We start from the raw sequence: 13,434 nt of genomic DNA on the forward strand, positions 1-13,434 counted from the left end.
AAAGGTTGTGTCCCACATGCCCACCTCCCACCGCCTGCGCGTGATCGCGCCGGCCGTGGCCGGAGTCTTCGCCGCCACCGCCCTGCTCTCCGGCTGTCTCGGCGACGACAAGGACGACAAGGGCAGCAAGGCCCCTGCCGTCACTTCGACCGCATCATCCACGGAGAAGGCCACCTCGACCGGCAAGCCCGGCGGCACCACGAAGCCGTCCGGCAGCGCCTCGTCCTCGCCCGGGGTTATCGACGCCTTCACGTACAAGACCGGCCAGTGCGTCAACCAGGACGGCAGCAAGACCACCGACGTGCCGTGCAGCAAGCCGCACACCGGCCAGGTCGGCAAGGCGTTCGACCTGCCGGCGACCGTGACGCCGGACACGCCCGGCTACTCGGACAAGGTCAGCGAGTTGTGTGAGCAGTACGTCGGCCCCATCGTCGACCGTCAGCCCGCCTCGGCCAAGATCACCTTCTCGTACACGTACCCGCTCGACATGGATGCGTGGAACAACGGCCGTCGCCAGGCCGCCTGCATCATCCAGCGTGAGGACAAGCAGCCCCTCACCACGATCATCAAGTAGGTCATCGGGAGCAGCGGTTCGCGGCGGGCGGCGGCACAGGGTGCCGCCGCCCGCCTGCGTGCGCTCGCGGATCGACCGTGCTCGGGCCGCTGGGCCGTGTTCGGATCGCTCGGTCCGAGGCCGGCTCGCAGCAGGCCGCACGCACGTCCGGCCCCGGAGGGGCCGGGGCCGGACGCCGGGCCGGGTGGGACCGCGCGCCGCGCGCGGGTCGTCCGGACCAGGTGTCAGGGCTCAACAGGCGCCCTTGTAGAGGTACTTGCTCACGTCGGGCTGGTCCATGTTCTCCTTGGTGACGGCGACCAGGTCGGTGGAGATGGTCTTGGGGACCGACTTCTTGTCCAGTGCGGCGACGGCCTGCTCGACACCCTGCGAGCCGATGTCGAACGGCTTCTGCGCGATCAGGCCCTGGATGGATCCCTTGCGCATGGCCTCGACCTGCTTGGGTGTGGCATCGAAGGCGACCAGTTTGACCTGACCGGCCTTGCCGGCCTGCTCGATGCCGGTGGCCGCGCCCTCGCCGCTGAACACATTGGCGGCGAAGACGCCGACCAGGTCGCGGCGCGAGGCGATCGTCGAGGTGACGATCGAGGCGGCCTTGGCCGGATCGTCGTCGTTGTACTGCACGCCGAGGTAGGTGATGCCGGGATGCTTCTTGATCTCGGTCTCGAAGCCCTTGAGCCGCGCGTCCGTGGTGGAGATGCCGGGCTTGACGCTGATCGCCGCGACCGTGCCGCGGTCTTGGACCAGATTCGCCAGGGTCTGCGCGGCGAGCATGCCGCCGCGTTCGTTGTCGGAGGAGATCGAGGTCTCCCGGATCGAGCCGTCGTCGAGCTTGGTGTCCACCTCGATCACCTTCGTACCCCGGGACTTGAGCTGTTGTTCGGGTTGCCGCAGGGCCTGGGTGTCGGTCGGCGCGATGAGCACGGCGTCCGGGCGCTTGGCCGCGACGGCGTTCACGACGGGGGTCTGCAGCGACGCGTCCCACTTGTCCGCGCCGGTCACGTCGAGCTTCACGCCGAGTTCCTTGGCCTTCTGCTGCGCACCGCAGGCCATCGAGATGTAGAACTCGTCGCCCTTGACGCCCTGGATAAAGGTGATCTTGCGCCCGCCCCCGGAACCGCTGTCACTGCCGCACCCGCCGAGGGTGACGGCCGCGGTCAGGGCGATGGTCACGGCGACGTACGTCGGTGTCTTCATCGGGCAGTGCCTCCTGGCGGTGGTGGGGCGAAGCGATGGTGGGACCGGGCGGCGGGGCCGGCAGCCGGGGCCGGGGGATGGGCCCGGACGGCCGACGGGTCGAGCGGGGGCGGCCGGACCGGGCGCTCCGGACGAACGGCCCGCGCGGTCAGCGGCGTTGTCGGCCGCGGCGGCGCAACTGGTCGGCGTACACGGCGGCGATCAGCACGGCTCCGACCGCGACGCTCTGCCAGAACGGTTGTACGCCGAGGATGACGAAGCCGTTCTGCAGGATGGCGGGGATGAACACGCCGATCAGCGTGCCGACCACGGTGCCGACACCGCCGAACAGGCTGGTGCCGCCGAGGACGACGGCCGCGATGGCGCCGAGCGAGTCGTTCGCGTGGCCGCCGATCGTGGTGGTGGTGAAACGAGCGAGGGAGAGCACACCGGCGAGACCGGCCAGCGTGCCCGACAGGGCGTACACCTTGATCATGTGCCGGTCGACGCCGATGCCCGCGCGACGGGCCGCCTCGGCGTTGGAGCCGACCGCGTAGGTGCGTCGGCCGAACCGCGTGGTGGCCAGCGTGAGCGCGCCGAGCGCGGTGACCACCAGGGCGATCACCACCAGCCAGGGGATGCCCAGGAATCGGCCGTTGCCGATCGTGTCGGTGAATCGGGTGGGTACGCCCCGGACGTCCTGACCCTCCGTCATCACCTGGGCCAGGCCGAGCGCCATGCCCAGGCTGCCGAGCGTGACGATCAGCGCGGGCACTCGGGCCTTGGCGATCAGGAAGCCGTTGAACGCACCCCAGGCGGCGCCGGCGGCGAGACCGGCGAGGACGCCCAGCAGAATCGCGCCCCAGCCGGCGTCCGCGCCGGCGACGGCGGTCATCGTCTTGGCCGCCGCGACGCCGGAGAACACCAGGACCGAGCCGACCGAGAGGTCGATGCCGGCCATGATGATCACGAAGGTCATGCCGACGCCGACGATCAGCAGCACCGCGGCGTCGGTGGCCACGTTGCGCAGGTTGAAGGTGGTCGGGAACTCCTCGGGCCGCATGATGGAGAAAGCGGTCACCAACACCATCAGGACCAGGAAGGTCCACCACGAGTTGGTGCGGGCGAACCGGCGCCGGATCGCGGCGCGCAACGCGGATCCCGGACCCTGGGGGGCGTCCTCGCCGTGTTCGTCGGGCCGCCCCTCGTCCCGGCCCTCGGGTCGGTGGTCGGGCCGGGCCTCGGGCCGCTCGTCGCGCCGGTCCCTGTCCGGTTCCGGGTGACCCGGTGGGGTGGCCGTCTTGTCGAGGTTCATACCGGCGCTCCTTGCGTATCGAGTCCGTCCAGTGCGCCGGTCATCGCGCCGACGAGTTCCTCCACCGTCGTGTCCGCCGCGGTGAAGCTCGCCACTCGACGACCCAGGCGCAACACCTCGACGCGGTCCGCGACCGACAGCACCTCGGGCATGTTGTGGCTGATCAGCACCACCGCGATACCGCTGTCCCGGACCCGGCGGATCACGTCCATCACCCGGCCGCGCTGCAGAACGCCGAGCGCCGCGGTGGGCTCGTCCATGAAGATCACCTTGTCCGCCCAGGCGACCGCGCGGGCGATGGCCACGCTCTGCCGCTGGCCGCCGGAGAGTGTCCCGATCGGGGCGTCCACGTCCTGCAATTCGACGCCGAGCCGGGCGAACGCCTCGACCGCTCGCGCGCGCATCGCGGCCTTGTCCAGCACGCCCAGACGTCCGGCCAGGCCCTTGCGCAGCAGTTCGCGGCCGAGGAAGAGATTGGCCGGGCCGTCCAGGTCGGGCGCCAGGGCGAGGTCCTGGTAGACCGTCTCGATGCCCAACTCCTGGGCGTCCGTTGGTCGTTGCATGGTGACCGGACGGCCCTCGAAGAGAATCCGGCCGGCGTCCGGACGTTCGGTGCCGGCGAGCGCCTTGGTCAGAGTGCTCTTGCCCGCGCCGTTGTCACCGATCAACGCGACGACCTCGGCCGGGAAGACGGTGAAGTCGGCGCCGCGCAGGGCCTGCACCTGGCCGTACCGCTTGACCAGGCCGCGGCCTTCGATCAGGGGTTGCACGTGCCCAACTCCTTCGGATTGTCGGGTTGTTCCGCACGAGCCGTCTCGGCCGGGACCGGGGGCGCCGCGAGTTCGCACGCGTGTCAGAACGGGGGCGAGGGGAGTTGGTGCGATCCACCGTCTGACAACGGTGTCAGTACAGTGCTGGCCCCACCGGCAGGTGTCAAGAGTTTCGGCAACCTCGGATGTGACGCGCATCTCCCGTTGTTCTGTTGGGGATTACGGCGATTGCCCCCGAGATGGGTCACACCATGGGCTGCTCGTGCGATGGCTGGGGGTTGATCGAGGGCTGGTTGAGGTGTGGCGTATCGACAGCTTGCGGGGAGCCGAGTACGGTCCGTCTGACAACGATGTCAGAGGGAGCGTGCGGCATATGGCGGCTGAACCCCTGGGGGACTCCCCCGAACACGTGGCCTGGCTCGACGCGGAGTGCGATCGACTGATCCGATTCGCCCGGGGCTCGCGGCTGGCCGAAGGCGGCTTCGGGTGGCTCGACGACGTCGGCAGGCCGGTGGCGGACGGGGTCGTGCACACGTGGGTGACGGCACGGATGACGCATGTGTTCGCGCTGGCGCAGCTTCGCCGGGACGGTGGGGCGGGCGTGGGCGAGGCCGGCGGGGTGGCCGCGGGTCCTTCGGCCGAGAGGTTCGCGGCGGATGGGTTCGCGGCGGATGGGTTCGCCGCGGATGGGTTCGTGAGCGGGCCTCTCGGGTCGGGACCGTTCGGCGGGCGGTCGTTCGGGGACGGCCCGCCGGGAGGGACGGCCGGCGGCGGCGATGTCGATGCCCGCGAGGCGGCGGGCCTGGTGGCGCACGGTCTCGCCGCGTTGACCGAGCTGCTGCACGACCACGAGCACGGCGGCTGGCATCCGGTGGTGACCCGATCCGGGCGACCCGTACTCGACGCCGAACGCCTCGACGGCAAGCGCATGTACGACCACGCGTTCGTCGTCCTGGCCGCCGCGAGCGCGTCTGCCGCCGGCCACCGGGACGCGTCCGCCCTGCTCGCCGAGGCCCTGGACCTCGTCGAACTCCGATTCTGGGAGGCCGACCGGGGTGCCTGCGCCGAATCCTGGGATCGCACCTGGACCACCGGCGAGCCGTACCGGGGCGCCAACAGCAACATGCACGCCGTCGAGGCGTTCCTGGCCGCCGCCGACGCCACCGGGGAACACAAGTGGCGTACCCGCGCCCTGCGCATCGCCGAACGCGTCGTCCACGACCACGCCCGCGCCAACCGATGGCGGCTGATCGAACACTTCGACCCGGATTGGACACCGCGCCGCGAGTACCACCGCGAGCGCCCCGCCGACCCGTTCCGCCCCTACGGCGCGACCGTCGGGCACTGGTTCGAGTGGTCCCGGCTGCTGCTCTCCCTGGCCGACTCGCTGCCGGATCCGCCCGGGTGGCTGCGCGCCGACGCGGTCGACCTGTTCGCCGCCGCGGTACGCGAGGGCGGACACGCGGACGGTCGGCCCGGGTTCGTGTACACGCTCGACTGGGCCGGGCAACCGGTCGTCCGTACCCGCATGCACTGGGTCCTGGCCGAGGCCATCACGGCCGCGGCGGCACTGCGTCGGGCCACCGGGGTCGCCGACTACGATGACTGGTACCGAGCGTGGTGGGAGCATGCCGACGCCGTGTTCCTGGACCGCGAGCACGGCAGCTGGCATCACGAACTCGACGCCGACACGCGGCCCTCGGCCACCGTCTGGCAGGGGAAACCCGACGCGTACCACGCGGTCCAGGCCACCCTGCTGCCTCGGCTGCGGTCCGCTCCGACCATCGCCGAGGCACTGCGCCGAGCCACCCGCTGATCCGACGACCACCTTCATCGCCCGCCGCCCGACCCCGATACCCCGTTTCCCGCTCCCCCGCTTTCCACGTCCCACGAGCTACGCACCATGGGTGCCGGGCACGAGCCCGGCCGCTCGAAAGGTAGGACCCCCGATGGCCGGCCCCACGACACCGGAGCGACCGCGCGGGCGCGGTCGCTCCACGATGAAGGACGTGGCCGCCATCGCCGGCGTCGGCATCAAGACCGTCTCGCGAGTGATCAACGGTGAGCCGAACGTCAGCGCCGTGAAGCAGCAGGCGGTGTGGGCGGCTGTCGCGCAGACCGGATTCCGCCGCAACGACAGCGCGGCGCAGCTCCGCTCGGGACACACCTCCAGCATCGGCCTGGTCCTGGAGGACGCCGCGGACCCGTTCTCCTCCGCGCTGACCCGGTCCATCCAGGACATCGCACACCAGCACGGCACGGTGTTGTTCAGCGCGTCGTCCGCGGAGGATCCCGACAAGGAGCGCGATCTCGTGCTGGCCCTGTGCGCGCGCCGCGTGGACGGACTGATCGTGGTTCCGGCCAGCGGCAGCCACACCTACCTGTTGCCGGAGATCGAGGCCGGGATGGTGTGCGTCTTCGTCGACCGCCCGCCGGGCGACATCGAGGCGGACACCGTACTGGTCGACAACGTCGGCGGTGCCCGGAACGGCGTCGAGCACCTGATCCGGCACGGCCATCGGCGGATCGCGTTCATCGGCGACCGCCTGGAGATCTTCACCGCGCACGAACGACTGCGCGGCTACCGCGAGGCGTTGACCGAGGCGGGCGTCGAACTCGATCCGCGTCTGGTCTACAACGGGCCGCCGTACGGTGCGGAACTACGCGTGTGGTTGCGCGCGATGCTCGGCGGCGCGGATCCGGCCACGGCGGTCTTCTGCGGTAACAGCCGTTTCACGGTGGAGACCGTGCGGGAGATCCGCCGGTCCCCGGTGCAACCCGCCCTGGTCGGTTTCGACGACTTCGAACTCGCCGACATGCTCGTGCCCGCCGTGACGGTGGTCGCCCAGGACCCGTTCGGCATCGGTCAGGCCGCCGCGCACCTGCTGTTCCGCCGGCTGGCGGGCGACGCGACGCCGGTACAACACATCCACATGCGCACCCGCCTGATCCCCCGCGGCTCCGGCGAGGTCGGTCCGTGACCGGCCGCACGTCCCCCCAGGCCCGGCCGGTCGGGGCCGGTCGTCGGGTCACCCACCGCAACGACGGCTCAGCCGGGAGGACCCACCCGTGATCACCGTGATCGGCGAGGCGCTGATCGACCTCGTGTCCGTGCGGGGCGGCGAACCGCTCGCCCACCCCGGGGGCAGTCCGGCCAACGTCGCGGTGGGTCTGAGCCGGCTCGGCGTGCCGGTCCACCTGATCACCCGCCACGGGAGGGACCCGCACGGCGCGTTGATCGCCGCGCACCTGGCCGCGAGCACGGTCGAGGTCGCGCCCGGCAGCGCGCACGCGGGTCGAACGAGCGTGGCGCGCGCCGATCTGGACGCGGCGGGTGCGGCCACCTACACCTTCGACATCGCCTGGGAGCTGCCGGAGCCGATCCGCGTTCCGGCCACGACCCGGTGCGTACACACCGGTTCGATCGCGGCGACGCTCGCTCCCGGCGCGGACGCCGTGCGGCGTGTGCTGGCGGCCGAGCACGCGAGCGGGACGACGGTGGTCTCCTACGACCCGAACTGCCGGCCGTCCCTGATGGGCGATCGGGAGCGGACCCGGACCCGGATCGAGTCGTTGGTGGCCCTGTCGGATGTGGTCAAGGTCAGCGACGAAGACCTCGAATGGCTATACCCGGGGCGGGACTTCGTCGCGGCGGCGGATGCCTGGCGGGCACTGGGTCCGAGCCTGGTGGTGGTCACGCGCGGTGCCGAGGGCTCGTACGGGGCATGCCGGGCGGGTCATGCGACGGCGCCGGCCCGACCGGTGCGGGTGGTGGACACGGTCGGCGCGGGCGACGCGTACACGGCCGGCCTCCTGGACGCGCTGCGTCGCCGGAATCTCCTGGACCCCGCCGGCATTCGCGACCTCGACCCGACGACGCTCGGCACGCTGCTCGCGGACGCGTCGGTGGTTGCTGCCCTCACCTGCTCCCGAGCGGGCGCGAACCCGCCCACGGCGGCGGAGCTGAGCGCGTATCGGCGCACGCACGGGCTCTCCTGTGAAGCCGGTCGGGAGTAGCGAGCGAAGCAGGGGTCGCGACGGTGACTCAGCCGGTCCCGGGCGGGCGGTGCCAGAGGTTTTCCAGGTGGGTGTGCAGGACCTCCCGAGCCTGCTCCGGGGTGAGGTGACCGATCAGGACGTGGGTGGTGAGCCCGTCCGCGAGGGCGAGCAGGGTGCGGGCCTCGCCCTGTGCGTCCAGCGGTGCGGCGCGGTCGGCGACATCGGCTCCGGCGGCGTGGTCGGCGGCGGGGGTGTGGTCGGCGGCGGCTGCCGTGACGAGGTGGGTGAATGCCGCGTGGAGCGCCGCGTAACTCGCCGTCAGCGGTCCGGCGAGCGCGTCGCTGACGGCCGCCTGGGCGACGAAGGCCAGCCAGACCCTGGCCTCGGCCCGGTGCTCCTCGTCGAGCAGCGCGATCTCGGTGACCGCGTGGCCCAGTTCGGAGCGGGCCGACTGGGCCGGGCCGGCGACCAGTCGGGCCCGGACGCGTTCGTCGATGCGTTCGCCGATCTGCCCGAGCGCGAACACCAGCATCTCCTCCTTGGTGGCGAAGCAGCGCTGGACGGCGCCCATCGACACCTGCGCCCGGGCGGCGACGTCGCGCAGGGTCACCCCTTCCAGGCCGCGTTCGTCGGCGAGGGAGCACACGGCCTCCGCGATCTGCCTGCGGCGGCTCGCGTGGTCCACCTGTTTGGGCATGTCCGGTTGCCTTTCCGTATCCCGGCGCGCTCGTGCACGGTCCGGTCGACTCGTTCGCGACCACGCGCCGCCGATTCGCGGTCGGCGCGTCGCCCGTTCGCGGCCGGCCGCGCGCGACGCTCGTTCGTGCCGGTGACTTTATCCGATGCGCTCGTATCGATTCCCGGGTTACAGTTCCGATGCAAGTGCATCGGAACGTGGACGGAAAGGAGTGCGCACCATGCGGGAGGCCCTGTGGAGGATGTCCGCCGCCGCGTTGGCGGCGGCGGTGCGCGATGGGGAGGTCTCGGCCATCGAGGTGGTGGACAGCCATCTGGAGCGCATCGCCGAGGTGAATCCGCAGGTGAACGCGGTCACCCAGGTCATGGCCGAGCGCGCCCGAGAGGCCGCGGCGCGCACGGACCGCCGGCGGGCCGCCGGTGCGACGCCGGGTCCGCTGGCGGGCGTGCCGTTCACGGTCAAGGAGACCACCGCCGTCGAGGGTGTGCCGACCACATTCGGCGTGCCGCGCTTTCGCGACCTGGTGGCGCCGTCCGACGCGCCGCCGGTGGCCCGGCTGCGTGCGGCCGGCGCCATCCCGATCGGACACGCCAACATTCCGACGCTGATCCTGGCCGGGATGCACACGCGCAGCGAGTTGTTCGGCGACACGGTCAACCCCTGGGATCGCGACCGCACGCCGGGCGGCACCAGCGGCGGCGACGCGGTGGCGGTGGCCACCGGCATGGCCGCGCTCGGACTCGGCAACGACTCGGGCGGGTCGCTGCGGGTGCCTGCCCAGTTCTGCGGCGTGGCCGCGCTCAAGCCGTCCACCGGCCGATTCGCCGCGGACCATCGCGCGTTCGGCCCGGACGACCCGGGCCCGGCGTCTCAACTGCTGGTCACCGACGGCCCGCTCGCGCGCACCGTGGGCGATCTGCGGCTGGTGTACGAGGTGCTGGTCGGGGCCGATCCGCGCGATCCGCGGGCGATGCCGGTGCCGGCGTACGGCGAACCGCTCCCCGGTCCCATCAAGGTCGCGGTGGTGAGCGATCCGGGCGGGCACGGGGTGCATCCGACGGTGCGCGCGGCCGTGGAGACCGCCGCCGTCGCGCTGCGCGACGCCGGGTACGACGTACGCGAAGTGGCGGATGTGCCGAGGCTGGACGAGGCATTGGAGGCGTACGGCCGGATCACCGTGACCGAGTTCGCGCCGACCTGGCCGATGGTGCGCACGCTGCTCGGCGAGGGCGGCGATCGGTATATCGCGATGGCGATGGAGCAGACCCCGCCGGTCGGCGCGGACGAGTTGGTGCGGCTGAGCGGAACCTGGCTGAACATCCGCCGCTCGTGGGCCGAATTCCTGGACGAGTACCCGCTGTTGCTCGGCCCCTCGTTCACCGAGCCGCCGGTCGAACCGGGACTGGAGTCGCGCGATCGGGCCGGGCGGGACCGGGTCGCCTCGGGGATGCGGCTGTGTACGGCAACCAGCTTCGTGGGCGTGCCCGGCGTGGCCGTGCCGACCGGGGTGGTCGACGGGCTCCCGACCGGCGTGCAGATCGTCGGGCGCGCGTTTCGGGAGGACCTGTGCCTGCTCGCCGCACAGGCGATCGAGGACCGGCTCGGGGTCCTGGCCCCGATCGATCCGCGCGGGCCGGCCGGGGGGCGATGAGGCCGCTGTTCGACTCGGGGTCGGCCTAGGGTCGTTTTCGGTCACGGGTGGATGACGTCGTGGGCGGACCGTGCCGGCGCCGGGGGCGGGAGCCCTACGGTAAACCTATGACTGTGTCGTCGGATGCCGACCGGCAACTCGCACTGATCGTCGAAATCCAGGACCTGGCCCGGGAGTTGGGTATAGAGGTCTGGTTGCGTGGCGGATGGGCGATGGACTTCTTCCTGGGCCGGATAACCCGGGAGCACGCGGACGTGGACTGGTTCGCGTGGGCCCAGGACGCCCCGGCTCTCACCGCCGCGTTCTCCGCGCGTGGATTCGTTCGCCTGCCTCGTGCTCCCGCCGAGCAACAACTCGATTACACGACGGGGGCCGTGGAGTTGGGATTCGCCTTCCTGGCCCGCGATCCCGACGGTCACGTGATCGTGGCCGGCGGACCGTGGGCGGGCTCCCGGTGGCCGGAGGGAATGCTGGACGGCCCGCCGGGCAAGTTGGCCGGGCTGTCCTGTCCGATCATCTCGCCCGAGGCGCAAATAGAGATAAAGCTGATGACGCCCACGTGGATGCCGCATCGTCCGCGTCGGGCCAAGGACATCGAGGACGTGGACCGACTGCGGAAGGGGATGGCCGGGTAGTCCGCGCCCGGGTCGTCGCGACCGTGGTGGGGCGCGACGAGTTCGTGGCGTGGGACGCCGGGTTCGTGGGGTGGGGGCGGTGGGGCGGCCGACGTGGGGTCGGCGGCTCGGAGGCGACCGACGTGGGGTCGGTGCCTCGGGGGATCGATCGTATGAGCGATCCGTTCGCGTTGTTCGTCCGCACTCCGGCGTGTCCCGGCCAGAGTGGAGTGTCGAGGTGGGGTGTGACCGTGTGGCCGGTGGTGCCGACCGTGTGCGGGGGTCGATGCCGGGCCCGGGGTCACCGGCGTCCGAGGTGACCGGCAGCCGACCAGCGGTGATCGCGATCGTGCGCGCCGCCGGTCGTCGGCCGGTCCCGGGAGCGTCTCAGCCGGGCTGCCCACGGGGTTCGTCGTCGACCGGGAGGGGTGGGCCGAAGCGGACCGGGACGCCGGGTGAGTAGAGCACGCTGTCCGGCTTGCCGCCGACCTGCGGCAGGCCGGCGGCCGCGACCAGGTCGTCGTCGAGATGCAGCAACTCGGCGCGGTGGAGCGGCCATCGCGGGTGTGCGTTGGGCAGGTAGAGGGTGCGTCCGGCGACTCGGGTGTGCAGGCCCCAGCGGGCGGTGACGAAGTGTTCGAGCGGGCTGGGGTCGCTCACCGGTGCGCCGACCCGGACCTCGACCGTGCCGCCTCTCGGCGCGCCCTCCGGGCGATGTCGCCGGGTCGTGTAGCGCACCCGGTCCCCGGTGTGGTCGATCCGCATCCGGGCCCATCGGTAGGGCAGGCGCAGGGTGGCCCTGGCGGTCAGGACCGGCACCAGGCGGGCGGCCTCCAGCGAGCGGAACACGACGCCGCGCCGGCCGGCCCTGTCCACCGAGTACAGCCGCACGTTGGTCTCCGGGAAGGTGCCCAGCCACGGCACGCCCGGCAGCCGCAGGAAGCCGACGCCCACCATGCGAAACGGTACGAGGCCGACATAGGTCACGCCGTCCAGGACATCCGGCCGGGTTCCCTCCGGAAGCAGCGGGGCGACCGCCTCGGGCGGCACGGCCCAGTGCACGAAGGTGAGTTCGCTCCAGCGCTGGGTGAGCAGCACGTGCGGGATGCCGCGCGGCGACAACGGCGTGACGGGTTCGGTCCTCATCCGGTCATGGTGGCCCATCCGGTACGGCCCCGCGCGCCATCGCGCGGGCGGCGGTCCGCGGTTCGGGCCTCGCCTCGGCGGGAAGGTCGTCGTAGGCTTCGGTTCAGTCGAGCCGGGGGACGACGCGATGCGGCAGCAGTGGCCCGAGGGACCCGAGGCCGACCCGGTGGCGGCGCGGGAGCGGTACGACCGGGACATGCGGGCGTCGCGCGGTGCGTTGCGCGAGGTCTTCCGCGCCGACACGCGCGACGCGCACTTCGGCCTGGGCCTGGTACTCGTGGCCGGTGTGGTCGCGGCCTTCCTCGGTGGCCTCGTCGTCGGGGCCCTGGTGGTCGCCGCCTTCGCCACGCTGTTCGTGCTGACGCTGACGGTGATGCTCGTCCGAGGCATCCGGGGAGCGGAGGCGGGGCGCCGGGCCTATCGCTTCACCTTCGGCTGGTCACAGTGGTTCTGAAGCGCGCTCTCGGTCGGTGTCTGGGCGGTGATCAGGGACTCGCCCGCCGGTGAGCGGTAGTACAGGACGGAGCGGCCGGAGCGGCGGCGGAGGATGAGGTGGGCGTCCAGGAGGACTTTGAGGTGGCGGCCCACGGAGCCCAGGCCCTGGCCGGTGAGCGCGACCAGTTGGGTGGTGCTCTTGGGGGTGTCCAGGCGGATCAGCACGCCGGCGCGGGCCGGGCCAAGCAGGCGGGCCAGCGAGTCGGGGACGGCGCTGTGGTGGGGATCGGCCAGCGTGCCCGAGCAGGGGTAGATCACCGCGTAGTGGCGGGCCTCCGCCCAGGCCACCCAGCCGCGCCCGGCGGTGACCGGCACGAACGACAGGCGGGCGCCGCCGAGTTCGCGGGGCGGGTAGTCGTACGCGTTGATGCGCAACCGGCTCGCGCCCAGCCAGCGCATGCCCGGGCGCAGCTCGTCCAGGGCCGCCGCCCAGCCGCCTCGGCTCAGTTGGCCGGTACGCGCGACGATGTCGGCCTCGATGATCCGTCGCCGGCGTGGCCAGTCCGGCCGGACCACCCGGGCCCAGACCCAGTCCAGGATGTCCGCGGCGCGTTCGGCGAGGTCGGATCGGTGCAGGGCGGCGGGTAGCGGGCCGCCCATCGACACCTCCAGGTCCGCCCGGGCCGCGGCGCCGGACGTGCCGCGGATCCCGGCCAGTTCCGCGGCGAAGGCCGATCCCGCGGCGAGGGCGGGTTGCGCGACGAAGGCCCGCTCCCCCGCACACGGGGGCGGCGGCGTGAGGAAGTCCGCGTTCCAGGTGCCGCCGAAGCCGATCCGCAACAACGATGCCGTGATCGGGTCCCCGGCCAGCCGGGCGCGATAGGCGGGCAGGTGCGCGTTCAGCCAGACCCGCTCGCCCGGATGCGCGGCCGACCCCCGTTCCAGGGTCTTCAGCGTCGCGGTGACCTCGGCCAGTGGCGACACCGTGAAGCGGCTGCCCGCGAGGGTGTCCGCGTCGACCTGCCACCACCCCATGGTTTCGCCTCCCGGCGAAACA

Annotated in this window: 13 protein-coding genes; 7 read left to right on the forward strand and 6 right to left on the reverse strand. The window is 72.2% G+C overall.

Features of this window, described 5'->3' with window-relative positions; all coding sequences use genetic code 11:
- The first annotated feature begins 16 nt into the window (after positions 1 to 16).
- Positions 17 to 574, forward strand: coding sequence for a septum formation family protein (locus ACZ4FV_RS04010; RefSeq protein ID WP_402231332.1), 558 nt, complete (start codon positions 17 to 19; stop codon positions 572 to 574).
- 231 nt (positions 575 to 805) lie between these two features.
- Here ACZ4FV_RS04010 and ACZ4FV_RS04015 read toward each other — a convergent pair whose 3' ends face one another.
- The 3 genes from ACZ4FV_RS04015 to ACZ4FV_RS04025 form a co-directional block, all read right to left on the reverse strand.
- Positions 806 to 1,771, reverse strand: coding sequence for an ABC transporter substrate-binding protein (locus tag ACZ4FV_RS04015; RefSeq protein WP_402231334.1), 966 nt, complete (start codon positions 1,769 to 1,771; stop codon positions 806 to 808).
- 148 nt (positions 1,772 to 1,919) lie between these two features.
- Entirely contained in the window at positions 1,920 to 3,065 is a 1,146-nt protein-coding gene (locus tag ACZ4FV_RS04020; RefSeq protein ID WP_465321777.1) for an ABC transporter permease, read from the reverse strand.
- Positions 3,062 to 3,835, reverse strand: coding sequence for an ATP-binding cassette domain-containing protein (locus ACZ4FV_RS04025; RefSeq protein WP_395858951.1), 774 nt, complete (start codon positions 3,833 to 3,835; stop codon positions 3,062 to 3,064). The genes ACZ4FV_RS04020 and ACZ4FV_RS04025 overlap by 4 nt, the downstream gene beginning before the upstream one ends.
- Positions 3,836 to 4,208: 373 nt before the next feature.
- Here ACZ4FV_RS04025 and ACZ4FV_RS04030 point away from each other — a divergent pair, with 373 nt between their 5' ends.
- The 3 genes from ACZ4FV_RS04030 (at position 4,209) to ACZ4FV_RS04040 (ending at position 7,852) form a co-directional block, all read left to right on the forward strand.
- The gene (locus ACZ4FV_RS04030; RefSeq protein WP_465321779.1) at positions 4,209 to 5,651 is read left to right on the forward strand and encodes an AGE family epimerase/isomerase; all 1,443 of its coding nucleotides are present in this window, start codon (positions 4,209 to 4,211) and stop codon (positions 5,649 to 5,651) included.
- Positions 5,652 to 5,784: 133 nt separating this feature from the next.
- Positions 5,785 to 6,816, forward strand: coding sequence for a LacI family DNA-binding transcriptional regulator (locus ACZ4FV_RS04035; protein WP_395858953.1), 1,032 nt, complete (start codon positions 5,785 to 5,787; stop codon positions 6,814 to 6,816).
- An 88-nt stretch (positions 6,817 to 6,904) separates the two neighbouring features.
- Positions 6,905 to 7,852: a carbohydrate kinase family protein gene (locus ACZ4FV_RS04040; RefSeq protein WP_465321781.1), complete on the forward strand. Its 948-nt coding sequence runs from the start codon at positions 6,905 to 6,907 to the stop codon at positions 7,850 to 7,852.
- Between the two features lie 28 nt (positions 7,853 to 7,880).
- On the opposite strand, the gene ACZ4FV_RS04045 is transcribed toward ACZ4FV_RS04040, so the two are convergent.
- A complete protein-coding gene (locus tag ACZ4FV_RS04045) occupies positions 7,881 to 8,531 on the reverse strand; it encodes a TetR/AcrR family transcriptional regulator (protein ID WP_465321783.1) in 651 nt (216 codons plus the stop codon).
- Positions 8,532 to 8,751: 220 nt separating this feature from the next.
- Between ACZ4FV_RS04045 and ACZ4FV_RS04050 the strand changes: the two genes are divergently transcribed.
- Both ACZ4FV_RS04050 and ACZ4FV_RS04055 read left to right on the forward strand, forming a co-directional pair.
- Positions 8,752 to 10,182 carry an amidase gene (locus tag ACZ4FV_RS04050; protein WP_465321784.1) on the forward strand — a complete coding sequence of 477 codons (1,431 nt, stop codon included), beginning with the start codon at positions 8,752 to 8,754 and terminating at the stop codon, positions 10,180 to 10,182.
- A gap of 107 nt (positions 10,183 to 10,289) precedes the next feature.
- Positions 10,290 to 10,817 carry a nucleotidyltransferase domain-containing protein gene (locus tag ACZ4FV_RS04055; protein ID WP_395858957.1) on the forward strand — a complete coding sequence of 176 codons (528 nt, stop codon included), beginning with the start codon at positions 10,290 to 10,292 and terminating at the stop codon, positions 10,815 to 10,817.
- Between the two features lie 366 nt (positions 10,818 to 11,183).
- Here ACZ4FV_RS04055 and ACZ4FV_RS04060 read toward each other — a convergent pair whose 3' ends face one another.
- Positions 11,184 to 11,942 (reverse strand): YqjF family protein, encoded by a 759-nt coding sequence (locus tag ACZ4FV_RS04060; RefSeq protein ID WP_402231346.1) that lies wholly within the window; start codon positions 11,940 to 11,942, stop codon positions 11,184 to 11,186.
- A gap of 127 nt (positions 11,943 to 12,069) precedes the next feature.
- Here ACZ4FV_RS04060 and ACZ4FV_RS04065 point away from each other — a divergent pair, with 127 nt between their 5' ends.
- Entirely contained in the window at positions 12,070 to 12,396 is a 327-nt protein-coding gene (locus tag ACZ4FV_RS04065) for a hypothetical protein (protein ID WP_395858959.1), read from the forward strand.
- Here the strand turns inward: ACZ4FV_RS04065 and ACZ4FV_RS04070 are convergent.
- Positions 12,360 to 13,412 (reverse strand): ArsR/SmtB family transcription factor, encoded by a 1,053-nt coding sequence (locus tag ACZ4FV_RS04070; protein ID WP_395858960.1) that lies wholly within the window; start codon positions 13,410 to 13,412, stop codon positions 12,360 to 12,362. The two genes, ACZ4FV_RS04065 and ACZ4FV_RS04070, sit on opposite strands and share 37 nt — an antisense overlap.
- Positions 13,413 to 13,434 lie beyond the last annotated feature (22 nt).

Source organism: Embleya sp. NPDC025285 (assembly GCF_055558835.1).

Coding starts and splice junctions, on each gene's coding strand:
- ACZ4FV_RS04045 (WP_465321783.1), bottom strand. CDS start 8,531: ATGCCCAAACAGGTGGACCACGCGAGCCGCCGCAGGCAGATCGCGGAG.
- ACZ4FV_RS04030 (WP_465321779.1), top strand. CDS start 4,209: ATGGCGGCTGAACCCCTGGGGGACTCCCCCGAACACGTGGCCTGGCTC.
- ACZ4FV_RS04055 (WP_395858957.1), top strand. CDS start 10,290: ATGACTGTGTCGTCGGATGCCGACCGGCAACTCGCACTGATCGTCGAA.
- ACZ4FV_RS04070 (WP_395858960.1), bottom strand. CDS start 13,412: ATGGGGTGGTGGCAGGTCGACGCGGACACCCTCGCGGGCAGCCGCTTC.
- ACZ4FV_RS04065 (WP_395858959.1), top strand. CDS start 12,070: ATGCGGCAGCAGTGGCCCGAGGGACCCGAGGCCGACCCGGTGGCGGCG.
- ACZ4FV_RS04050 (WP_465321784.1), top strand. CDS start 8,752: ATGCGGGAGGCCCTGTGGAGGATGTCCGCCGCCGCGTTGGCGGCGGCG.
- ACZ4FV_RS04015 (WP_402231334.1), bottom strand. CDS start 1,771: ATGAAGACACCGACGTACGTCGCCGTGACCATCGCCCTGACCGCGGCC.
- ACZ4FV_RS04010 (WP_402231332.1), top strand. CDS start 17: ATGCCCACCTCCCACCGCCTGCGCGTGATCGCGCCGGCCGTGGCCGGA.
- ACZ4FV_RS04020 (WP_465321777.1), bottom strand. CDS start 3,065: ATGAACCTCGACAAGACGGCCACCCCACCGGGTCACCCGGAACCGGAC.
- ACZ4FV_RS04060 (WP_402231346.1), bottom strand. CDS start 11,942: ATGAGGACCGAACCCGTCACGCCGTTGTCGCCGCGCGGCATCCCGCAC.
- ACZ4FV_RS04035 (WP_395858953.1), top strand. CDS start 5,785: ATGGCCGGCCCCACGACACCGGAGCGACCGCGCGGGCGCGGTCGCTCC.